General features: G+C 73.5%; 18 protein-coding genes. 13 read left to right on the top strand and 5 right to left on the bottom strand.

All coding sequences use genetic code 11. The annotated features are described in order from the left end of the window. Positions 1-164: 164 nt before the first annotated feature. Positions 165-584, bottom strand: a complete 420-nt coding sequence (locus tag ABZU74_RS22680; RefSeq protein WP_355427154.1) for an HPF/RaiA family ribosome-associated protein — start codon at positions 582-584, stop codon at positions 165-167. Between the two features lie 304 nt (positions 585-888). On the opposite strand from ABZU74_RS22680, the gene ABZU74_RS22675 reads away from it, so the two are divergent. From ABZU74_RS22675 to ABZU74_RS22665, 3 genes are all read left to right on the top strand, one after another. Beyond that, positions 889-1,704, top strand: coding sequence for a single-stranded DNA-binding protein (locus ABZU74_RS22675; protein ID WP_355427151.1), 816 nt, complete (start codon positions 889-891; stop codon positions 1,702-1,704). A gap of 374 nt (positions 1,705-2,078) precedes the next feature. Further along, positions 2,079-3,137 carry a cobalamin biosynthesis protein gene (locus ABZU74_RS22670; RefSeq protein ID WP_355427251.1) on the top strand — a complete coding sequence of 353 codons (1,059 nt, stop codon included), beginning with the start codon at positions 2,079-2,081 and terminating at the stop codon, positions 3,135-3,137. Further along, on the top strand, positions 3,134-4,672 hold the full coding sequence (locus tag ABZU74_RS22665) for a cobyric acid synthase (protein ID WP_355427148.1): 1,539 nt from the start codon (positions 3,134-3,136) through the stop codon (positions 4,670-4,672). Before ABZU74_RS22670 ends, ABZU74_RS22665 begins: the two co-directional genes overlap by 4 nt. Positions 4,673-4,840: 168 nt before the next feature. Here ABZU74_RS22665 and ABZU74_RS22660 read toward each other — a convergent pair whose 3' ends face one another. After that, positions 4,841-5,242 carry a rhodanese-like domain-containing protein gene (locus tag ABZU74_RS22660; protein ID WP_355427248.1) on the bottom strand — a complete coding sequence of 134 codons (402 nt, stop codon included), beginning with the start codon at positions 5,240-5,242 and terminating at the stop codon, positions 4,841-4,843. 254 nt (positions 5,243-5,496) lie between these two features. On the opposite strand from ABZU74_RS22660, the gene ABZU74_RS22655 reads away from it, so the two are divergent. The 5 genes from ABZU74_RS22655 (at position 5,497) to ABZU74_RS22635 (ending at position 10,750) form a co-directional block, all read left to right on the top strand. Then, entirely contained in the window at positions 5,497-6,180 is a 684-nt protein-coding gene (locus ABZU74_RS22655) for a hypothetical protein (RefSeq protein WP_355427145.1), read from the top strand. 63 nt (positions 6,181-6,243) lie between these two features. After that, positions 6,244-7,389, top strand: coding sequence for a M48 family metallopeptidase (locus ABZU74_RS22650; protein ID WP_355427142.1), 1,146 nt, complete (start codon positions 6,244-6,246; stop codon positions 7,387-7,389). Between the two features lie 36 nt (positions 7,390-7,425). Further along, entirely contained in the window at positions 7,426-8,769 is a 1,344-nt protein-coding gene (locus ABZU74_RS22645) for a dipeptidase (RefSeq protein ID WP_355427245.1), read from the top strand. A 77-nt stretch (positions 8,770-8,846) separates the two neighbouring features. Next, complete coding sequence (locus tag ABZU74_RS22640; protein ID WP_030333429.1) at positions 8,847-9,053, top strand: hypothetical protein; 207 nt, start codon at positions 8,847-8,849, stop codon at positions 9,051-9,053. A gap of 104 nt (positions 9,054-9,157) precedes the next feature. Then, the gene (locus ABZU74_RS22635; protein ID WP_355427139.1) at positions 9,158-10,750 is read left to right on the top strand and encodes an ATP-dependent DNA ligase; all 1,593 of its coding nucleotides are present in this window, start codon (positions 9,158-9,160) and stop codon (positions 10,748-10,750) included. A 10-nt stretch (positions 10,751-10,760) separates the two neighbouring features. On the opposite strand, the gene ABZU74_RS22630 is transcribed toward ABZU74_RS22635, so the two are convergent. Then, positions 10,761-11,582 carry an SURF1 family protein gene (locus ABZU74_RS22630; RefSeq protein ID WP_355427136.1) on the bottom strand — a complete coding sequence of 274 codons (822 nt, stop codon included), beginning with the start codon at positions 11,580-11,582 and terminating at the stop codon, positions 10,761-10,763. A gap of 205 nt (positions 11,583-11,787) precedes the next feature. Between ABZU74_RS22630 and ABZU74_RS22625 the strand changes: the two genes are divergently transcribed. Together ABZU74_RS22625 and ABZU74_RS22620 are read left to right on the top strand one after the other, a co-directional pair. Beyond that, complete coding sequence (locus ABZU74_RS22625; RefSeq protein WP_355427133.1) at positions 11,788-13,191, top strand: cobyrinate a,c-diamide synthase; 1,404 nt, start codon at positions 11,788-11,790, stop codon at positions 13,189-13,191. Continuing rightward, entirely contained in the window at positions 13,188-13,757 is a 570-nt protein-coding gene (locus ABZU74_RS22620) for a GNAT family protein (RefSeq protein ID WP_355427130.1), read from the top strand. The genes ABZU74_RS22625 and ABZU74_RS22620 overlap by 4 nt, the downstream gene beginning before the upstream one ends. Before the next feature lie 11 nt (positions 13,758-13,768). On the opposite strand, the gene ABZU74_RS22615 is transcribed toward ABZU74_RS22620, so the two are convergent. Further along, positions 13,769-15,898 carry a transglycosylase domain-containing protein gene (locus ABZU74_RS22615; RefSeq protein ID WP_355427127.1) on the bottom strand — a complete coding sequence of 710 codons (2,130 nt, stop codon included), beginning with the start codon at positions 15,896-15,898 and terminating at the stop codon, positions 13,769-13,771. A gap of 121 nt (positions 15,899-16,019) precedes the next feature. Here ABZU74_RS22615 and cobC point away from each other — a divergent pair, with 121 nt between their 5' ends. The 3 genes from cobC to cobA are packed head-to-tail and all read left to right on the top strand — an operon-like array spanning position 16,020 to position 19,484. Then, positions 16,020-17,105, top strand: coding sequence for an Rv2231c family pyridoxal phosphate-dependent protein CobC (gene cobC / locus ABZU74_RS22610; RefSeq protein ID WP_355427124.1), 1,086 nt, complete (start codon positions 16,020-16,022; stop codon positions 17,103-17,105). Then, a complete protein-coding gene (gene cobT, locus ABZU74_RS22605) occupies positions 17,105-18,205 on the top strand; it encodes a nicotinate-nucleotide--dimethylbenzimidazole phosphoribosyltransferase (protein ID WP_355427242.1) in 1,101 nt (366 codons plus the stop codon). Before cobC ends, cobT begins: the two co-directional genes overlap by 1 nt. A 40-nt stretch (positions 18,206-18,245) precedes the next feature. Next, positions 18,246-19,484: a uroporphyrinogen-III C-methyltransferase gene (gene cobA / locus ABZU74_RS22600; RefSeq protein WP_355427121.1), complete on the top strand. Its 1,239-nt coding sequence runs from the start codon at positions 18,246-18,248 to the stop codon at positions 19,482-19,484. 98 nt (positions 19,485-19,582) lie between these two features. Here cobA and otsB read toward each other — a convergent pair whose 3' ends face one another. Continuing rightward, the gene (otsB, locus tag ABZU74_RS22595; RefSeq protein ID WP_355427239.1) at positions 19,583-22,147 is read right to left on the bottom strand and encodes a trehalose-phosphatase; all 2,565 of its coding nucleotides are present in this window, start codon (positions 22,145-22,147) and stop codon (positions 19,583-19,585) included. Between the last annotated feature and the right edge of the window lie 8 nt (positions 22,148-22,155).

The raw sequence follows: 22,155 nt of genomic DNA, 5'->3' as shown, positions 1-22,155 counted from the left end.
GACCTACCCAGCGGTAGCCCACGCCTGGCTCACCCCGCAGGCCCCGCGCGCCCCGGCGCGCCCTGCTCGCCCCGCGATCTTGCACTTTCTGTCCCGGCATAACGGGCGACAGCCGCTGGTTCGGGAGCCGAAAGTGAAAGATCGCGGGGGCGGGGCGTCGTGGGTCAGGCCGTTTCCGCGTCGGCGCGGGCGGCCGGGTCCTCGGACTCGTCGTTCCCCAGCTGCGGCTGGGGGAGGTCGCGCAGGTGCTTGTTGTGCCGGGGCTCCTGGCGGGTCTTGGCGTCGTTGAGCCGACGCCGCAGGTCGTCGCGGACGTCGTTGAGGGCGGCGTGCAGGTCCTCCTCGGCGGAGGTGGTGACAATCTTCTGCCGACCGGCGATCCAGCACTCCAGGGTGACCTTCTGCCCGCGCGCCTCGCGGTCCTTCACCGACACCTCAAGCTCGGTGGCGTCGGCGTGGAAGCTGGCCAGCCTGGCGTCGAGGGTGGCGAACTGCTCGGCGATCCAGTTGCGGTCGCCCTGCGAGAACCCGGCGCCCACCCGCAGGCACTCGGCCACGGTGGCCGGGTTCGCCACGGCGCTCATCGCTGCGCCTCGGAAGCGTTCGCGGAGCCGATGGTAGTGATCGTCATGGCGCTGACCTCTCGTCGACGTGGAGCTGTCGGTGGTGCGTTGATCAAGTCCTTACCCAGTTCAGGCGGACCGGGAAACCGTGGACGGCGCGTCGAGCGGGTCGGGCGTACCACATCCGAGCGTGATCAGGGCGTTGTCCACAGGTGGGTCCGTCGTCCACAGGCCGGGGATCGGCGCTCGCGGCAGGTGCCCTCAGTGTCGATGCTCGGTGTCGAGTCGACTCGCGCTGGCAGGCCCCGATCCCCCTGGAGGGACGATGTTCGACACTTACGTGACAATCGTCGGCAATGTGCTGACTACGCCCGAGTGGCGGCGTACGACCCAGAGCAACACCCTGGTGGCCAACTTCAAGGTCGCCTCCACCGCCCGCCGACTCGATCGGGACAGCGGCCGGTGGGTCGACGGCAATTCCCTTCGCGTCCGCGTCAACTGCTGGCGCAAGCTCGCCGAGGGGGTGGCAGCCTCCGTCATGGTTGGCGATCCGGTGGTGGTCTGCGGGCGGCTCTACACCCGCGACTGGACCGACGACGCCGGCAACCACCGCACGCTCTACGAGCTGGAGGCGGTCGCCGTCGGCCACGACCTGTCCCGGGGTCGGGCACGGTTCCTGCGCAACCGGCCGAGCATGACGACAAGCACCGTGGAGGACGCGGAGGCCGAGAGTCGGGTGCACGGCGAGCCCACCGAGCCGGTGCCGGCCGGGCAGGCACCCGTGCTGCCCGACGACCGTCCGCTGGACGACGACTTCGAGCTCCCCGACTACGCCGAGCTGCGCACCAGCCCGTTCGGCAACGTCCCGGAGGACGACGACAGCACCTCGAGCGGCGGGCTCTCCCTGGGCGGCGGGGTCTTCGGGGACGGCGGTGCGCTCCCGAGCGGCGGGCAGGTCGGGCAGGTCGACGTCCCGTCGGGTCTCGACGACGAGTTGGCACCTCCGCCCGAGACGGAGGACGACAACCCCGACGGTGACCTGGACATCGAGTTGGGGCCGGTGCCCGACGAGGGGCAGCCGGAGCCGCCGCAGCCCGGTCGAGGGCGGCGTGGCCGGGGCCGGATCCCGCAGCCGGCCTGACGGCGTGCCGGTGTCCGGGTCGGCGGGGCTCGCCACGGCGGACGGGGCGGCGGAGGTGCTCGCCGATCGGCTCGGCCGTCCCGGGCCGGGCGGCGGTCGAGCTGGCTGAGGTCCCGTATCGGTCGTGGGTGTTGCGGCCGGACGGCACCAAAACACGGCGCGGCGTGGTGCGCGCCGTGCGGTGCGGCACGACGGGGGCGGGGTGGCGGCGTGACCAGCGCCGTCACCCCGCGTGACGGGGCGTCAGCGGCCTGGCCTGCCGCTTCTCTCCAGGGGTTCTCGTTGCCGGTGCGGGACCGTGGGTTGGGTTGGTTCACGGGGTGCTCGTCTAGGCTGGCCGGCCGGAGGTGGTGCGGGTGCGACGGACAGCGCCGATGGCGAACGCGGTGGGGCTGCTGGCCGGGTACGCGCTGGACAGGGTGCTCGGCGACCCCCGCCGGTGGCACCCGGTGGCTGGCTTCGGGCAGGCCGCGGGCGCGCTGGAGCGCCGCCTCTACCGGCCGGACCGAACGGCGGGTACGGCGTTCACCGCGCTGGCCGTCGGCGGGCCGGTGTTGCTCGGGGCGGTCGCCGCGGCGGCCACCCGGCACCGGCCGGTGACCCGGGCGGTGCTCGTGGCGGCCGGCACCTGGACCGTGCTGGGCGGCCGCACGCTCCGGCACGAGGCGACAGTCATGGGTCGGACGCTGCGCGGCGGTGACCTGCCCGCTGCCCGGCGACGCCTCGGTCACCTCTGCGGACGGGACCCGTCGACGCTCGGCGAATCGGAACTGGCCCGTGCCACCGTCGAGTCGGTCGCGGAGAACACCTCCGACGCGGTGGTCGCTCCGCTGCTCTGGGGTGCGGTCGCCGGCCTGCCCGGGCTGCTGGGCTACCGCGCGGCCAACACCCTCGACGCGATGGTCGGGCACCGGTCGACGCGCTACGCGCGGTTCGGCACCCCGGCCGCCCGGCTGGACGATGCGCTCAACCTCGTGCCGTCCCGACTGACCGGGCTGCTCACCATCGCCGTCGCGCCGGTCGCGCACGGGGACCGCCAGCGCGCCTGGCAGGTGTGGCGTCGGGACCGCAACGACCACCCGAGCCCCAACGCCGGTCAGTGCGAGGCGGCGATGGCCGGTGCGCTCGGGGTCCGCCTCGGTGGCCGCAACGTCTACTTCGGGCGCTCCGAGGTGCGGCCCTTCCTCGGCGACGGTCCCCGCCCGGAGGCGCGGCACCTGAAGCGGGCCGCCCGGATCTCCGGTGCGGTGGGGCTGGCCGCGGTCGGGCTGGCCGCCGCGTACCCGGTGACCCTCGGCCGGTTGGTAGGTGCGGTGAGCAGGCGTGCACTTGTCGGTGCCGTGGGCCGACGAGGGCTGATCGCGGGGGTCGGCGGGCGCGGGCTGGCCGCCGTGGCCGGGGACGCTGGGGCGCGGCGGGGGAGCGGGCGGTGAGCGGCGGGCTGCTGGTGGCCGGCACGACCTCCGACGCTGGCAAGAGCGTGCTCACCGCCGGCATCTGTCGCTGGCTGCACCGGCAGGGCGTGAAGGTCGCGCCGTACAAGGCGCAGAACATGTCGAACAACTCGGCGGTGGTCGTCGGGCCCGACGGGCGCGGCGGCGAGATCGGGCGCGCCCAGGCCATGCAGGCCGCGGCGTGCGGGCTCGCGCCCGACCTGCGGTTCAACCCGGTGCTGCTCAAGCCGGGCAGCGACCTGGCCAGTCAGGTGGTGCTGCTGGGCGAGGCGGTCGACACGATCACCGCCGGCACCTTCCGGCAGCTACGTCCCCGGCTCGCCGAGACCGCGTACGCCGCCCTGGCGGAGCTGCGTGAGGCGTACGACGTGGTGATCTGCGAGGGCGCCGGCAGCCCCGCGGAGATCAACCTGAGGGCCGGCGACTACGTCAACATGGGGCTGGCCCGGCACGCCAACCTGCCCACCATCGTCGTCGGCGACATTGACCGGGGCGGTGTCTTCGCCTCGATGTTCGGCACCGTGGCCCTGCTCGACCCGGCCGACCAGGCGCTTATCGCCGGTTTCGTGATCAACAAGTTCCGGGGCGACCTCGGGCTGCTCCAGCCGGGTCTGGACATGCTGCGTCAGGTCACCGGCCGCCCCACGTACGGCGTGCTGCCCTGGGCCCTGGACCTGTGGCTCGACGCGGAGGACTCACTCGCCTACGGCCGGGTGCTCGGCCGACCGGCCGCCCCGCACGGCAACGAATGGCTGGACGTGGCCGTCGTCCGCCTGCCCCGGATCAGCAACGCCACCGACGTGGAGGCGCTCGCCACCGAGCCGGGCGTCCGGGTACGCCTCACCATCGAACCGGCCGAACTGGCAGTCGCCGACCTGGTCGTCCTGCCTGGCTCCAAATCCACCGTCGCCGACCTCGCGTGGCTGCGTGAAACCGGGCTCGCCGACGCGGCGGCCACCCATGTGGCGGCCGGCAAGCCCCTGCTCGGCCTCTGCGGCGGCTTTCAGATGCTCGGCCGCGCCATCCACGACCAGGTGGAGAGTCGGCAGGGCAGCGTGCCGGGGCTCGGTCTGCTGCCCATCGACATCACCTTCGATGCGCGTAAGACCGTCCGGCAGTCGGTGGGCACCGGCCCCGGTGGCCTCCCGGTGCGGGGCTACGAGATCCACCACGGGTACGTCTCACAGGCCGACCCCAGCCTGACCCCGCTGCTGACCGGCGACGACGGTGTCGGAGAGGGAGCGGTGCTCGGCGCGGTGCACGGCACACACTGGCACGGGGCGTTCGAGTCCGACGGGTTCCGCCGGTGGTTCCTCACCGAGGTGGCTCGTCTGGCCGGGCGCCGCGGGTTCCGGGTCGCACCGGCCACCAGTTTCGCCGCCGCCCGGGAACGCTCACTCGACCTGCTCGGCGACCTGGTCGAGGAACATCTGGACACCGATGCCCTCTGGCGGCTCATCGAGGCTGGCCCACCCGCCGGCCTCCCCTTCATCCCACCCGGCGCCCCGTCCTGACCGGCGCACCGTCCCCTGGGGAGGGTGCGGGTGGGGACCGCGCATGATCGTGCTCGATCTTTGTTGCAGGGGCCTCGTCCGCGCGGGGAGGGGCCTGTTTCCTGGATCGAGCGCGATCTTGAGCCGGCTGCCCGCCGGAGATGGGTTCCAGAGGCAGGGTGGCGGGAATCAGGGACGGATGTCGGCGGGGCGGTCGGTGGTGGGCAGGCCGGCGGCGAGCCAGGCGTCCATTCCGCCGATCATGTCGGTGGCCCGGCGCAGCCCGAGGGTCTGCAGGCTGGCGGCGGCCAGGCTGGAGCTGTAGCCCTGCCGGCACACCAGCACGATCTCCCGGTCGTACCCGGTGGCTTCCGGGATCCGCCAGGCGCTGGCCGGATCGAGGCGCCACTCCAGGACGGTCCGGTCGATGACGACAGCGCCCGGCAGGTCGCCCTGTTCGCGGCGCTGAAGTTCGGTACGGGTGTCGACAAGCAACGCACCGCCGCGGACCGCCTCGACGGTCTGCTGCGGAGTCAGTCGGTGCAGCCCGGCGCGGGCCTGTTCGAGCAGGGCGTCGATACCGGGGCTCATCACGTCTCGGAGCACCACCCGATCATGCCGATTCGGTGGCACCCCGGGCGGCGAACGGGCCGCCCGTCACCCGTCGCCGCCCCAATTCCCCCGGACGTGACGGTGGCCGGCCAGGGCGGTCAGCCGGACGTGTCACAGTGGCTCACCCTGGCCGCGCACCCGGCATGATCGACACGGCCTCGGTGATGTCGCGGTCTCCCGCCGACAGGGACACCGCGGCTTCAATGAACCCGAGTCGATCACCCTGCCCAGCAATGGGGGCGGCATACTTCGGGCATGCACCACGGGAGGCTGGGCTGAACCCGGAGACTGGCGGGCCGACAGTGGCGGTCGTCGAGGCGTACGCCGAACTGGCTCGTCGGGTGCTCGCCGGCCCGGCGCGGTTGGGGCGGACCCGGCTGGTCGCCGTCGACGGGCCGAGCGGCGCGGGTAAGAGCCGGTTCGCCGCGCAGCTCGCGGATGCCCTGGCGGGGCCGCTCGGCGGCCGACCGCCGGTGGTGCACACCGACGACCTGCTCGACGGATGGGACGACCAGGTCACCTTTTGGCCCCGGCTCGATGAGGGGGTGCTCGCCCCGCTGCGCAACGGGGAGCCGGGCGCCTACCGGCGGTACAGCTGGGTCCGGCGACGCTTTCTGCCCCGGCCGGTTCCGGTGCCGGTGGCCCCGGTGCTGGTGGTCGAGGGGGTCAGCGCCGCCCGTGCGGTCGTCCGGCCGGAGCTGACGCTGGGTGTGTTCGTCACCGCGCCCGCGTCGCTGCGGCTGGCTCGCGCGGTCGACCGGGACGGGCCGGAAATCCTGCCCGAGCTGCGCCGCTGGCATGACGGGGAGCGGGCGCACTTCGCCGTCGACGAGACCGCGACCCACGTCGACCTGCTGGTCGATGGCGCACCGACCCTCCCGCACGACGCGGACCGGTACTACGTGCGGCTTCGCTAGGGCGTGGACGTCGGCCACCGACTGCGGCACGATGCGGGGAGCTACGGCGAACGGGGAGCCACAATGACGGCAGCGGACGCGCCAGCGCGGCGTCGGATCACCCTCACCGGAATCAGCTCGCGGGCCTGGGAGCATCCGGCCGACCGGGGTGCCCTGGTCGCGCTGCGGGAGCTGCGGGGTTTCGACGACGTGGTGCGGGCGTTCTTCGGGATGTGGAACGAGCGGGGGTTCCGGCTGTCCGTGCTCGCCTCCGGCATCCGCGTCGACCACCGGCAGTACCCGGCGGTGTGGCAGCGCTACACCGAGGCCGCGGCGGCGCTCGACGTGGCCGAGCTGCCCGAGCTGTACGTCACCCAGTCGCCCTGGTTGGGCGCCGAGGCGGTGGGGCTGGAGCGGCCGTTCATCGTGCTCAACTCCGCGTGCGTGCAGCAACTCGACGAGGACGAGCTGCGCTGCCTGCTCGGCCACGAGTTGGGGCACGTGGGCAGCGGGCACGCGGTCTACAAGACGATGCTGATGATCCTCACCCGCTGGGCGGCCAACCTGAGCTGGTTGCCGGTCGGCGCGATCGCGCTGCGGGCCATCATCGCGGCGATGTTGGAGTGGTGGCGTAAGGCCGAGCTCTCCGCCGACCGGGCCGGCCTGCTCGCCGGGCAGGACCCGGCCGCCGCGCTGCGGCTGCTGATGAAGCTGGCCGGCGGCGGTGACCTGACCCAGGTCGACACCACAGCCTTCCTGGAGCAGGCCGCCGAGTACGCCGGCGGCGGCGACCTGCGCGACAGCCTGCACAAGATCCGGATGACGGCGTGGAGCACCCACCCGACGCCCGTGGCGCGGGCGGCGCAGCTGCGCCAGTGGATCGACTCCGGGGCGTACGGGCAGGTGTTGGCCGGGGACTATCCGCGCCGCGAGCAGGACAGCTCGACAAGCGTCTCCGAGGAGATCAAGGCGGCTGCCGAGTCGTACCGGGAGGAGTTCGGCCGGTCCACCGACCCACTTGTCGGGTTGCTGCGCCGGCTCGGCGACGGCGCGAGCGACGTCGGCGAGTGGGTGGGTGGCACCGCTGGCCGGGCCCGTTCCTGGATGGACGCCGCCACCGAAGCGGCCGGCCGGGCACACCGCGCCGGGCGGGCCGCCCCCGGCGCGCGGGCCGGCACCGGCCCCGCGGACAGCGGTGCTGGTACGGGCTCCGCCGGCACGCCCAGGTAAGGCCGGCATACGATGCCGGTCATGACCTCACCGATCATGTCCGAGTCCGAGGTGCGGGCCGCCGTCGAGCGGGAGATGCCCGGCGTCCGGGCCGACCTGGAGCGCCTCGTCCGCATCCCCGGCATCGCCTTCGAGGGCTTCGATCACTCGCACGTGGAACGCTCCGCCGAGGCGGTCGCCGAGCTGCTGCGCGGCTGTGGCCTGGATGTCGACATCGTGCGATCCGGCGGCCAGCCGGCGGTGATCGGCCGTCGGGCCGCCCCGCCCGGAGCGCCCACCGTGCTGCTCTACGCCCACCACGACGTCCAGCCGGTCGGCGACCGGTCGCTGTGGGAGTCCGACCCGTTCGAGCCGGTGGAACGGGACGGCCGGCTCTACGCCCGGGGCGCGGCCGACGACAAGGCCGGCGTCATGGCGCACGTCGCGGCGCTGCGCGCGTACGGGGACGCGCTGCCGGTCGGCGTGGTCCTCTTCATCGAGGGCGAGGAGGAGTACGGCTCCGACTCGCTGGAGCAACTGCTGGCCGAGCACCGCGACGAGCTCACCTCCGACGTCATCGTGATCGCCGACTCCGGCAACTGGGACATCGGCGTACCGGCGTTGACGACCTCGCTGCGCGGCATCGTCAACTGCTTCGTCGAGGTGCGCACGCTGGACCACGCGGTGCACAGCGGCATGTTCGGCGGTGCGGTGCCGGACGCGCTCACCGCGCTGGTCCGGCTGTTGGCGACGCTGCACGACGACGCCGGCGACGTGGCCGTGGACGGCCTGGTCGGCCGGGAGGGCGCCGCCGTCGACTACCCGGAGGACCGGGTTCGGGCCGAGGCGGGGCTCGCCGAGGGCGTGCAGTTCATCGGCACCGGCCGGATCACCGACCGGCTCTGGACCAAGCCGGCGCTGGCCATCCTCGGTGTCGACGCGCCGTCCACGGGTGAGGCGCCGAACGCCCTGGTCCCGGCCGCGAAGGCGAAGCTCAGCATCCGCCTCGCCCCAGGCGACGACAGCAAGCGGGCGTACGCGGCGGTGCGCGCGCACCTGGAGCAGCACGCGCCGTGGGGCGCGCAGGTGACTGTCACCTTCGAACACGACGGCGACCCGTGCGTGATCGACGCGTCCGGGCCGATGTTCGACGCCGCCCGTTCGGCCTTCCGGACCGCCTGGGACGGCACCGCCTCGGTGGACATCGGCGTCGGCGGCTCGATTCCGTTCATCGCCACCTTCCAGGAGATGTTCCCGAAGGCGGCGATCCTGGTGACCGGTGTCGAGGACCCGCACGCCCGCGCGCACGGCCCGAACGAGAGTCTGCACCTGGGGGAGTTCGCCCGGGTCTGCCTCGCCGAGGCGCTGCTCCTGCGCAACGTGGCGGCGGCCGGCAGTTAGGCATCAGAACGGCAACTTTGGGCCTGATCTGGGAGTTTACGGCGTGTCGGATGGTCAGCTGTTATAGCCTTTCGTACATGAGTACGAACGAGGTGATGGCCCGGTTGGGGGCCGCTGTCAGCGCGCTGGGAGATGTCGATGTCTCCGCGTGGTCCGAGGACACGCTCAACGAACAGCTCGGCGAGCTCTCCGCCGCCCTGGTCGCCCTCGACTCGGTGCTCTCCCGGGTCGCCGGCGAGGTCCGCGCCCGAGGGCTGCGCATCGAGGAGCCCGTCTCCGCCTAGGGCCGGTTTCATGCCCTGATCCGTCGTCCACGTGAGTGGGCGGCACCCTGCCGACACCGCCCGGGCACGGCAATGCCCGGGCGGTGTCGGAGGTGACTGGCAGGATGAGCTGCGTGCGGTTCCTCGATCTGGCAGCCACCTCCGCCGCCGTCGGCGCCACCAGCGGTCGACGGGCGAAGGTGGAGCTGCTCGCTGACGCGCTGCGCCGGCTCGACCCCGGCGAGGTCGAGCCCGGCGCCGGTTATCTCGCCGGTGAGCTGCGCCAACGGCAGACCGGGGTCGGCTACGCGAGCCTGCGTGACCTGCCGCCACCGGCAGCCGAGCCGACGTTGACGGTGGCCGCCGTGGACGCGGCCATCGCGCAGATCGCCGCAGTGCACGGCTCGGGCTCGCAGGCCCGGCGTCGGGCGCTGCTCGGTGCCCTCTACGCGGCGGCGACGGCCGACGAGCAGCGCCTGCTCACCGGCCTGTTCAGTGGCGAGTTACGGCAGGGCGCCCAGGCCGGGCTCCTCGCGGACGCGGTGGCCCGGGCCGCCGAGGTGCCGGTGGCGGCGGTCCGCCGGGCGCTGCTGCTCGCCGGTGATCTCCGGGCGGTGGCGGTGGCCGCGCTGGCCGGCGGGGCCGCCGAGTTGGCCGGGTTCGGTCTGCAGGTCGGCCGGCCGCTGGCGCCGATGCTCGCGCAGAGCGCCCCCTCGGTCGACGAGGCGCTCGCCGCGACCGGCACTCCGGCGGTGGTCGACGTGAAGCTCGACGGCATCCGCATCCAGGTGCACCGCTCGGGCGCCGACATCGCCGTGTTCACCCGCAGCCTCGACGAGATCACCACCCGGGTGCCCGAGGTGGTCGCCGCGGTCCGTGCCCTGCCCGGCCGGGAGTTGGTCCTCGACGGTGAGGCGATCGGGCTGGACGAGACGGGCCGCCCACTGCCGTTCCAGCAGACGTCGAGCCGGGCCGCCCGGCGCACCACCCCCAGCACCACCGGGCGCACACCTGTCGCCCCGGCGGTGCTCGCGGCGGCCGCCAGCACGGGCGCGACGGTGCTCACCCCGTACTTCTTCGACCTGCTGCACCTCGACGGCCAGGATCTGATCGATCTTCCCGGCCGGGAGCGGTGGGAGGCCCTCGCCGGTTCGGTGGATTCGTCGCTGCTGGTCGGGCGGATGGAGGTCGACGATCCGGAGCAGGCCGCCGCCGCGTTCGCCGCCGCGCTCGACGCCGGGCAGGAGGGCGTGGTGGTCAAGGCGCCGGACGCCCCCTACGACGCCGGTCGGCGTGGCGCCGCCTGGGTCAAGGTCAAACCGCGGCACACCCTCGACCTGGTGGTGCTCGCCGTCGAGTGGGGCAGCGGCCGACGCAAGGGCTGGCTGTCCAACCTGCATCTGGGTGCCCGCGACCCACGCACCGGCGACTTCGTCATGCTCGGCAAGACGTTCAAGGGGCTCACCGACGAGCTGCTGCGGTGGCAGACCGAGCGGTTCCTGGGCCTCGCCGTGGAACGCGGGGACTGGGTGGTCCGGGTCCGGCCCGAGCAGGTGGTGGAGATCGCCTTCGACGGGGTGCAGACGAGTTCGCGCTATCCCGGTGGGATGGCGCTGCGGTTCGCCCGGGTGGTGCGCTATCGCGACGACAAGTCAGCCGCCGAGGCGGACACCATCGACGCGGTCCGCGCCATCCACGGCGGCCGGGTGAGTGGCTGACGGGGCGAGGTCAGGCGGAAGCGGTAGGCGTCGGTTCGGCGGCCCGGTCCAGCGGAGCCGGCGTGATGCCGATGCCGGCGGCCCGGCGGGCCTCCCGACGGGCCACCCAGCCGTAGCCGAAGAGAGCCATCACCGCGAAGAGCCACCACTGCACGACGTAGCCGAAGTTCTGCCAGTTGTTGGCGTGCCCGACCGGCACCGCCTTGAACACCGGATCGGCGGCCGGGGTCTGCTCGTCGAGCAGCAGGTAGGCGCCATAGACCGGGTAGGGAAGCTCGCCGGCCAGCCGGGACACCCCGATCCGCCGGATCTCCAGCAGCCCGTCGCGTCGGGTCACCGCTCCGGCGGCGCTCTCGGTCTCGTGCACCCGGCCGACCACTGTCACGTCGCCGGTCGGCGCGGCCGGCACCGACGGCTGGGCCGTCGCCCCACCGGGTGCCGGCGGGATCCAGCCCCGGTCCACCAGCAGCGCCGTGCCGTCGGCGAGCACCAGCGGGGTGAGCACCTCGAAGCCGACCCGGCTGTCCACCGTCCGGCCACGCACCAGCACGGTGTTCGTGGGGTCGTACCGGCCGGTGACGGTGACCCGGGTCCAGACCTTGTCCTCGGCGGGGGCCGGACCGGCGGTCCCTGCGCCGCTGGTCGGAGCGCGCAGCGCGTCGGCGAGCGGCGCGGGGGCCATCCGCTGGCCCGCGTCGATCCGCTCGTTGACCTCGGTGCGCCCCCGGTAGCGGTCCAGCTGCCAGTTGCCGAGGAACACCATCACGGCGGCCGCGACCAGGGTCAGCGCGAGAGCGCCCAGCCAGCGTGGGCTCAGCAGGAACCGGTACACGGCACCGAGGCTACTCGTATGACCGGCGCCACTGACCTGGACCGGGCCGAACGGGCCGGGACCGACGCCCCGGGGCCCGGCCAGGGCCGGACCGTCCACCCCGGTTGGCGGTGCTCGCGCCTCCAGCCGGGCGGGTATCGTCACGCCGACGGATCGGCCTCGGTCGTCCCGTCGCGTACCCGCCGCCGCTCGCGAGGAGTCGATGATGACCGTCGTGCCGCGCCTGGTGCTCAGCGCGCCGTCCTCCGGGCACGGTAAGAACGCGCTGGCGATCGGGCTGCTCGCCGCCCTGGCTGAGCGAGGGGTCGACGTCGCCGGGTTCAAGCTCGGGCCGGACCACGTCGATGCCGCCTACCTCGGTCTCGCCTCCGGTCGGCCGGGTCGGGCGATCGACCCCCGACTGGTCGGCCTCGACCGGCTCGCCCCGCTGGTGGCGCACGGTGCCGCCGGCGCCGAGCTCGCCGTGGTGCAGGGCAGCATGGGGCTGTACGACTCGGTCGGTGGCCATCCCGAGCAGGAGTCCACGGCCGCCGCGGCCGCCGCGCTGCGCAGCCCGGTGGTGCTGGTTGTCGACGTGGCCGCGATGGGTCAGTCGGTGGCGGCCCTGGTGCACGGGTTCCGCTCGTACGACGAGCAGTTGTGGCTCGGCGGCGTGATCCTCAACCGGGTGGCGTCGTCGCGGCACGAGGGGATGCTGCGCGAGGCGTTGGACGACGTGGGAGTGCCGGTCTACGGCGCGTTGCGTCGCCAGGACCTGCCGGCGGTGCTGCCGTCGCGGCGGCACGGGGTGGCGCCGGTGGTCGACAACTCGGCCGACGCCGTCCGTGCGGTCCGCCGGCTGGGCGAGGCCGTCGCCGCCACTGTCGACCTGGAACACCTGCTCGGGCTGGCCCGCTCCGCCCCGCCGCTGCCGGCGCCGGCCTGGTCTCCCGAGGAGGCCCTGGGCGCGTTCACACCCCCGGCGAACCGGCCCCTGGTGGCGGTGGCCGGTGGGCCGGGCGGCAGCTTCAGCGGCCCGGAGACCACCGAACTGCTCCGGGCCGCCGGCGCCGAGGTCGTCGTCCTGGACCCGCTGCGCGACGAGGCCCTGCCGGTCGGCACCCGCGCGCTGGTCGTCGGCGGCGCGCTGCCCGAGGCGTACGCCGAGCAGTTGTCGGCCAACCGGCGGCTCTGCATCGCGGTGGCCGAGTTGGCGCGGACCGGGCGTCCGGTGATCGCCGAGGGTGCCGGCCTGCTCTGGCTGGCCCGGGAGTTGGACGGGCTGCCAATGTGCGGTGTCCTGGACGCGGTCGGGGTCAGCCGGGAAGGGGTGGTGGCCGGCTACCGGGAGGCGACCGCCCAGACCGACAGCGTGGTCGCCGCCACCGGCACGGTGCTGGTCGGGCACAAGGCCCACCGCGCGGTGCTCACCCCCCGCGCCGGCCAGCGCCCGGCCTGGAGTTGGGACGGCGGCTCGCCGGAGGGCTTCGTCTGGCGCAACGTGCACGCCTCGCAGCTCACCCTGCACTGGGCGAGCCATCCGGCGACCGCCGCCCGGTTGGTCGCCGCGGCGGCGGCTGACCCGACGAGCGAGGTGGTGCCCGCCCAGCCGGGCGGGGTGTCGGTGTGATCGGTCAGGTGGCGGTGCGCCGATTCCCGGCGTTGACCGTCTCCACCCCGCGTACCGAGGTGCGTCAGCTCACGGCGGCCGACGCGGCGGCGGCCGGGGAGATCTTCGTCGACAAGCTGACCCGGCGTTGGCTGCCGCTGCCCGACGACTCCGGCCCGATCGACGGGCTGGCCTGGTGCACCGATCTGGCCCGGCAGCGCCGCGACAGCGGGGAGGGCGACCACTACGCGGTGGTCCGGCGCGAGGACGACCAGGTGGTGGGCTCGCTGTGGACCCGGCGTACCGACTGGGGCGCCCGCCTCACCGAGATCTCCTACGCGATGGCGGCGCACGCGCGGGGCTTCGGCTTCGCCGCCGAGGCGGTCGACGCGGTGGCCATCGCGCTGATCCTGGAGCACGGCTTCCAACGGGTGGAGCTGCGGGTGGCACCCGGCAACCTGGCCTCGCGTCGGGTCGCCGAGAAGGCTGGGTTCAGCTACGAGGGTCTGCTGCGTAACGCCGGCTTCGTCAGCGGCGGCCGGGTGGATCTGGAACTCTGGTCGTTCGTCGCCGCCGACCTGCGCTGAGCCGCTGACCCTCAGCCGACTATGGCGTCCGATGGTGGGGTGAACTGGCGGGTCGGGCTGCCCTTCAGGCCGTCGCGCAGAGTCTCCGAGACCGCACTGATCGGGATCTGGGACTGCCCGTCACCGACGGCGTTGAACGGATTGTCGGGGTCGGAGATGAAGCTCGCCGCGGCCAACTCCGGGGTGTAGCCCACGAACCAGGCGGACCGGGTGCTGTCGGTCGTACCGGTCTTGCCGGCCACCGGGCGTCCGACAGTGCCCCGCACGCTGTCGGCGGTGGACCAGCCGCCGCAGCTGCCGCGCGCCGGGGTGTCTCCGGTCGGGCAGCGGGCCGCGTCGGTGGCCGCCCGCGCGGCGTCCGCGCTCACCACCTGCCGGCAGCGCGGCTTGGCCACCTCGCGGTGCAGACCGCCCGGGGTGGCGTACGTGGCGGGCGTGCCGTCCCGGTTCATGATCGCTTGCACCGGGATGGCCTCGCAGTAGCGGCCGTCGGCCGCGATGGCGGCGTACGCGTTCGCCATCTCCAGCGGGGTGGCGTCGGAGACGCCGAGGGTGAACGCACCCCACTTCTTCGCCTTGCCCGGGGACGCCTGTTCCCGGTCGACGTCGGTGCGCCACCGAAGCCCGAGCTGTTCGGCCAACCGGACCGCCCGGTCCGCGCCGACCTTCTCCTCCAGCCACACGAAGTACGTGTTGACCGATTTGCCGAAGCCGGACCACATGGTCTGCTGGCCGGTCATGGCGCCGCTGGCGTTGGAGGGCGCCCAGCCGTCGTACACGGCCGACTTGTAGCGGTACGGCGCGTTGAACGAGGTGGAGAGGGTCATTCCCGAGTCCAGCGCGGCCAGCATCGGGAACATCTTGAAGGTCGACCCGGCCTGGTAGCCGGCCAGGTCACCGCCGCCGAGCAGTGGCGCCACAGTGTTCGGGTAGTTGGCCTTCACCTTCGGGCCGGCCTCGGGGTTGGAGCTCTGCGGGTTCTCGGCCAGGTCCAGCGAGTAGGTCCGGTTCACCGCCATCGCCTTCACCCGCCCGGTGCCCGGCTCGGAGACCACGATGCCGTTGGCGAACGGGCTGCCGGTGGCTTCCTTGGTGCCCACGCTCCTCTCCGCGGCCTCCTGGATCTTCGGGTCGAGGCTGAGCACGATCCGGTAGCCGCCCCGGCGCAGGTTGTCCATCCGTTCCAGCCGGTTCGCGCCGAACGCGGGCTGCGCGCTCCACCAGTTCTTCAGGTAGTCGCAGGCGAAGCCCCAGCTGTTGTACTTCTCCGCCACCGCGGCGCAGTCGTGCGGCGGGGTGGTCAGCTTGAGCCGGATCGGTTCGGACTTGGCGGCGGCGGCCGAGTCGGGGGAGAGGTAGCCGAGTTGGCTCATCCGGTCCAGCACGTAGTTGCGCCGCCCGGTGGCCTCCTTCTGGTCGGAGTCGGCCGGGTCGTACTCGGAGGGGGACTTGACCAGACCGGCGAGGGTGGCGGCCTCGACCGGGGTGAGGTCCTTCGGGGTCTTGGAGAAGAAGATCTCGCTGGCCGCGTAGATGCCGTACGCCCGGTGTCCGAAGTACGCCGAGTTCAGGTAGCGCTCCATGATCTGTTCCTTGCTCATCTCCTTCTCCAGGTCCAGCGCCATCCGCATCTCCTTGACCTTGCGGATGCTGGTCTGCTGGGTGGCTTCCTGGACCTCCTTGGGCGTTGTCGCGCTGTCCCGCAGGGCCATCCGGACGTACTGCATGGTCAGCGTCGACGCGCCCTGGGAGCCGCCGGAGCGGGCGTTGGACACGAAGGCGCGGGCGACGCCCTTCGGGTCGACGCCGTGGTGCTGGTAGAAGCGGGAGTCCTCGGCGGCCACGATCGCCTGCTGGATGTTCGGCGACATGTCCGACAGCTTGGTGTACTGCCGGTACTCCTCGTAGAACATGGTCAGCACGGTCTTGCCGTCGGGGCCGTAGACGTACGAGGTCTCGGCGGGCAGGGCGGTCTTCAGCACCCGGGTCTTCTGTTCGACGGCGTGCGCGGTGGCCTTCGCGCCGAGCCCGGTGAGGGCGACCAGTGGGTACGCGGCGGCGGCGATCACGATTGCGGCGATCAGTCCGGCGCGGAGGAGAGGGACGAGACGACCAGCGGCAGCAAGGGGTCGATTGCTCACCTGGTCAAGTTATGACATTTCCGATTCGTACATGAGAAGAACTCTTAAACCGGCGAGTGGTGACGCGGCTTACGCCGACATCGACTGTCCCACCGGCCACCTTCCCGGCAGGATCGCGGACATGTCTGATCAGCCGAGCGCGGTCACCCCACCAACCGGGGTCGAGCCGGACCTCGCCCACCACGGCGACGCGGAGGCCACCGCCGGCCTGATCGACCTCGCCGTCAACGTCCGGCGGGCGCGGCCCCCCGCCTGGCTGGCCGACCCGATCGCCGCCACCCTGACCGACCTGGCCCGCTATCCGGACCCGGCGCCGGCCCGGGCGGCGGTCGCCGCCCGACACCGCCGTCACCCGAACGAGGTGCTGCTCACGGCCGGTGCCGCCGAGGGCTTCGTCCTCATCGCCCAGGCGCTGCGCGGCGTTCGCCGCCCCGTGGTGGTGCATCCCCAGTTCACCGAGCCGGAGGCGGCGCTGCGGGCCGCCGGACACCCGGTCGAGCGGGTGCTGCTCGACGCCGCCGACGACTTCCGGCTCGACCCGTCCCGGGTGCCCGCCGACGCCGACCTCGTGATGATCGGCAACCCAACGAACCCGACCTCGGTGCTGCACCCCGCCCAAACGGTGGCCGCGTTGGCCCGCCCCGGCCGGGTGCTGGTGGTCGACGAGGCGTTCGCCGACACCACAATGGCCGCCGGGCACCCCGGCGAACCGGAGTCGCTGGCCGACCGCCGCGACCTGCCCGGGCTGCTCGTGGTGCGCAGCCTCACCAAGACGTGGGGCCTGGCCGGGCTGCGGATCGGCTACCTGCTCGGCGACGCGGAGCTGCTGTCCCGGCTGGCCGCTGTCCAACCGCTCTGGGCCGTCTCCACGCCCGCGCTGGCGGCCGCGTCGGCCTGCGCCAGCAGCGTCGCGGTCCAGGCCGAACGCGCGATCGCCGCCGACCTCGCCGCCGACCGCGACCACCTGGTCGCGCGCCTCGCCGACCTGCCCGGTGTACGCGTCGTCGGCCGTCCCGCCAGCGCGTTCGTCCTGCTGCACCTGCCAGGCGCGACAGCGATCCGGGCCGCCCTGCGCGAGCGCGGCTGGGCGGTGCGCCGAGGCGACACGTTCCCCGGCCTCGGGCCGGACTGGCTGCGGGTGGCCGTACGTGACCGAAACACCACCGACGCGTTCATCGACGTGCTGCGCGAGACCATGGAGGCATGATGCTGGAGACCACGATCGCGGCGATCCGCCCGGCGGACGAAGCGGCAATGGCCGCCGCCCGGGAACTGCACGGCCGGCTGACCAAGCCGGCGGGCTCGCTGGGCGCGCTGGAGGAGCTTTCGGTACGCCTCGCCGGCCTGGCCGGAGCCTGCCCACCACCGCTGCCCGAGCCGGCCGCAGTGGCGATCTTCGCCGGTGACCACGGGGTGCACGCCCAGGGGGTGAGCCCCTGGCCGCAGGAGGTCACCGCGCAGATGATCGCCAACTTCCTGGCCGGTGGAGCGGTGGTCAACGCGTTCGCCCGGCAGGCCGGCGCCTCGGTCACAGTGGTCGACGTCGGCGTGGCCACCCCGTTGCCCACCGACCCGGTCGCCGAGCCGGCCGTCGTCGGCCCGGCCGTGCTCGACCCGGCCGTGCCCCGGCTGGTTGTCGCGTCCGTCCGCCGGGGCACCCGGGACCTCACGGTGACCGCCGCGCTGACCCGGGACGAGGCGCTGGCGGCGGTGCAGACCGGCATCCGGATCGCCGACGAGTTGATCGATGCCGGCGCGGGCATCCTGCTCACCGGGGACATGGGCATCGGCAACACCACCCCGGCGGCCGTGCTGATCGCCGCGTTCACCGGCGTCGACGCGCTCGACGCCACCGGTCGGGGCACCGGGGTCGACGACCCGACGTACGCGCACAAGGTGGCGGTGGTGCGGGCCGCGCTGGCCCGGCACACCCCCGACCCGGCCGACCCGCTGGGGGTGCTGGCCGCCGTCGGTGGCCTGGAGCACGCCGCCCTGGCCGGGCTGATCCTGGGGGCCGCGGCGCGGCGCACACCGGTGCTGCTGGACGGCGTGATCGCGGTCTCGGCCGCGCTCGCCGCCGCCGCGTTCGCCCCGGGCGCGGTCAGCGCCATGGTCGCCGGCCACCGCTCGGCCGAGCCCGGTGCCACTGCGGCGCTGCGCCACCTCGGCCTCGACCCGCTGATCGACCTGGGGCTGCGCCTCGGCGAGGGCACCGGCGCGCTGCTGGCGTTGCCGGTGGTCACCGGCGCGGTCCGGGTGCTGCACGAGGTGGCGACGTTCGACTCCGCCGGGGTGGCCGAGAAGTGACCACGCGCAGCGAACGAACCCTCCGCCTCGGTGGTGCGGCGTGACCTCCAATCCGTACCCCCTAGGTTTGCGGTTGCACGGGCGGCGGGTGGTCGTGGTGGGCGGCGGCGCGGTCGCCACCCGGCGCGTACCCGCGCTGCTGGACGCCGGTGCGGACGTCCTGCTGGTCTCCCCGGAGCTGACCCCGGCGTTACGCGCCCGGGTTGACGCGGGCCGGCTGCACTGGGTTGCGCGCCGGTTTGTTCCCGAGGACCTGGACGGCGCCTGGCTGGTCCAGGTCGCCATCGACGACCCGATCGCGGCGGCTTCGGTGAGCGCCGTCGCCGCCGAGCGACGGATCTTCTGCGTCCGGGCCGACGACCGGACGGCCGCCACCGCCTGGACCCCGGCGGTGACCCGGCACGGCCCGGTCACCGTGGCGGTGTTCGGCGGCGGCGACCCGCGCCGTGCGATGACCGTCCGCGACGCGATCCGCGACCTCCTGGCGGTCCGCCTGGCACCTGACGAAACCGCTCCCACACCGAGCCGGCCCGACGCTTTGCCTGGCGCGACCGGCGGGCGGGTGGCACTGGTGGGGGCGGGGCCGGGGGACCCGGAGCTGATCACCGTGAAGGGCTGGCGGCTGCTCACCGAGGCCGACGTGGTGGTCGCGGACCGGCTGGTGCCCGGCCTGCTCCTCGACGAGCTGCGCCCCGACGTCGAGCTGGTGGACGCCTCGAAGATCCCCTACGGCCCGTCCCGGGCCCAGGAGGAGATCAACCAGATCCTGGTCGACAGGGCCCTGGCCGGCGCCTTCGTGGTGCGGCTCAAGGGCGGTGACCCGTACGTCTTCGGTCGCGGCGGTGAGGAGCTGCTGGCCTGCGCGGCGGCCGGCGTGCCGGTGACAGTGGTCCCCGGGGTGACCAGCTCGATCGCCGCTCCCGCCGCGGCCGGCATCCCGGTCACCCATCGGGGGGTGGCGCACGAGTTCACAGTGGTCTCCGGGCACCTGGCACCCGACGCGCCGGCCTCGCTGGTGCGCTGGGACGCCCTCGCCGGTCTGCACGGCACCCTGGTGATCCTGATGGGGCTCAAGAACCTCGCCGCCATCACGGCCACCCTGATCGCCAACGGTCGGTCGCCGCAGACGCCGGCAGCCGTCGTCCAGGAGGCCACCACCGGCACCCAACGGGTCCTGCGGTCCACGCTGGGCGAGGTGGCCGCCGATCTGCTGGCGGCCGACCTGCGCCCGCCCGCCGTCGTCGTGGTGGGCGACGTGGTGGGCGCCCTCGACGGCTGAGGCGACGGAGCGCGGCGGTGAACTCGGCCGGCGGAGGTGCCGGATAGACGACGGGCCGGAGCAGCGCTGCTCCGGCCCGCCGTGGTCTCTCCGTCGAACTACTGCTTGAGCATGTTGTCCAGCAGCAGGGCGCAGCGGATCAGCCCGAGGTGGCTGTACGCCTGCGGGTGGTTGCCCAGGCCCCGCTCGGCCAGCGGGTCGTACTGCTCGGGAAGCAGGCCGGTCGGGCCGGCGGTCAGCACCATCTGCGCGAACAGCTCCTCGGCGTCGGTGCGGCGTCCGGTGCGCAGGTACGCCTCGATCAGCCACGCCGTGCAGATGTGGAAACCGCCCTCACGGCCGGGCAGGCCGTCGTCCCAGTGGTAGCGGTAGACGACCGGGCCGCTGCGCAGGTCCGCCTCGATCCGCAGGACGGTGGAGAGGAAGCGCGGGTCGTCGCCCGGGAGCAGGCCGGAGAGCCCGATCCAGAGTGACGAGGCGTCCATGTCCTCGTCCCCGTACGCGACGCTGTACGCCTCGACGTCGGAGTGCCAGCCGTGCTCCAGCACGTTGGCGCCGATCCGGTCCCGCAGGTCCTTCCACTCGGGCCGGTCCTCGCCGCCGTGCTCGCGCATCACGTGCAGTGCGCGGTCGACGGTCATCCAGCACATCACCTTGGAGAAGACGTGGTGCCGGGGTGGCAGCCGGGCCTCCCAGATGCCGTGGTCGGGCTCGTGCCAGCGGCGGCGGACCGCCTCGACCATGTTCTCCAGGACCCGCCACTCGTCGTCGCGGACCGAACCGCGAGCGTCGGCGACGGCCGCGATCAGGTCGGCGATCGGGCCGAAGACGTCCAGCTGCAACTGGTGGTTGGCCAGGTTGCCGACCCGGACCGGCCGGGAGCCGGCGTAGCCGGGCAGCGTGTCGATGACCGCCTCGGCGCCCAGCTCGTAGCCGTCGATGGTGTAGAGCGGGTGCAGTCGCTCCGGGTGCCCCCCGGTGCGCTCGATGCAGCCGTCCACCCAGCGCAGCAGCGCCTCGGCTTCCTCGACGGAGCCCAGGTCGACGAGCGCGCGGGCGGTCAGGGCGGCGTCCCGCAGCCAGCAGTAGCGGTAGTCCCAGTTGCGGACGCCGCCCAGCTCCTCGGGGAGCGAGGTGGTCGCCGCGGCCAGGATCGAGCCGGTGGCCTCGTGGCAGAGCCCGCGCAGGGTGAGGGCGCTGCGCGCGACCAGGTCACGGGCGGTGGACGGCAGCCGCAGCGAGGCCACCCAGTCCTTCCACGGCTGCTCGGCGGCGGCCTGCCGCTCGTGGATCGGCACCCGGTGGTGCTCCAGGCTGTGCGTGCCGAAGCGCAGCTCCAGCACGACCTGCCCACCGGCGGCGGAGAGGTCGACTATCGCCTTGGCGGTCTCGTAACCGCCGTCGTTGCCGACCTCCCACTCCACGCCGGGGGCGTAGAGCGCGACCGGCTCGTTGGAGCCGAGCACCAGCAGGCCGTCGCCGAGCGGCTGCAACTGCACGGCGACCTGACCGAACTCCGGCCGCGGCGCGAACTCCACCCGAGCCTTGCCACTGCCGGTGAGCACCCGGATCAGTGTCGAGTCGCCGGTGATGACCGCCGGGCTGTCGTCCGGGGTGGTTTCCCGGGCCGGCTTGTCCAGCCAGTCGGTGACGGTGAGCCCGGACCACCGGGTCTCCACTGTCATCGTGCCCGAGCGGTAGCGCTGACCCAGCGGGATGCCGCCGCGTTCCGGGGCGACGCTGAAGTGACCGGCCGGGCTGCCACCGACCAGGTCGGCGAAGATCGCCGCCGAGTCCGGCTTGGGGTGGCAGAGCCAGCTCACCTTGGCCTCGGGGGTCAGCAGAGCGACGGTGCGACCGTTGGCCAGCATGGAGTGCCGTTCGATCGGCACCGCCCGCTCGCCGAACAGCCAGTGCCGCCGGGTCTCCAACAGCAGCGCCAGCGCGCGGGCGGCCTCCAGCGGGTCGCCGACCCGGTAGCTGGCCTGGGTGTCGCCGGGGCCGATCTTGATGCCGAGGTCGGGCCCGTGCAGGTGGCCGAACGCGTTCTCGTCGGTGATGTCGTCGCCGATGAAGAGCACCGCGCTGGAGGCGAGCTGGGTCCGGAGCTGATCGAGTGCGGTGCCCTTGTGAGTGGCCACCACGGAGAGCTCGATGACCTCCTTGCCCTGGGTCACCGTGACGCCGTCGAACGTGGCCGGACCGTTGCGGACCGCCTCGATGGCGGCGGCGGCGATCTGCGGGTCGACGCCGCGGGTGTGCATCGCGACGCTAGCCGGTTTGCGTTCCAGCCGGATGCCCGGGTGCTGGGCCGCGATCTCGCGCAGGGCGTTGCGGACCTGGGTCCGCACGGCGACGAGCTCGGGGGAGAGCCGCTCGACGAAGCCGATGTCGAACTCGGAGCCGTGGCTGCCGACGAGGTGCACCTCGCTGGGCAGCCGGGACAATGCGGCCAGGTCGCGCAGCGCCCGACCGGAGACCACCGCCACGGTGGTCTGTGGCAGCGCGGCGAGCGCGCGGACCGCGGCCACCGACTCGGGCAGCGGGACGGCCGTGCTCGGGTCCTCCACGATCGGCGCCAGCGTGCCGTCGTAGTCGCAGGCGACCAGGAGCTGGGGGACCCGGGCGATCCGGCCGATGGCGGCGCGCAACTCAGGGTCCATGACCCCGG

The organism is Micromonospora sp. NPDC005171, from assembly GCF_040608575.1.
Classification (GTDB): domain Bacteria; phylum Actinomycetota; class Actinomycetes; order Mycobacteriales; family Micromonosporaceae; genus Micromonospora.
This window is presented reverse-complemented; position numbering and strand designations above follow the sequence as displayed.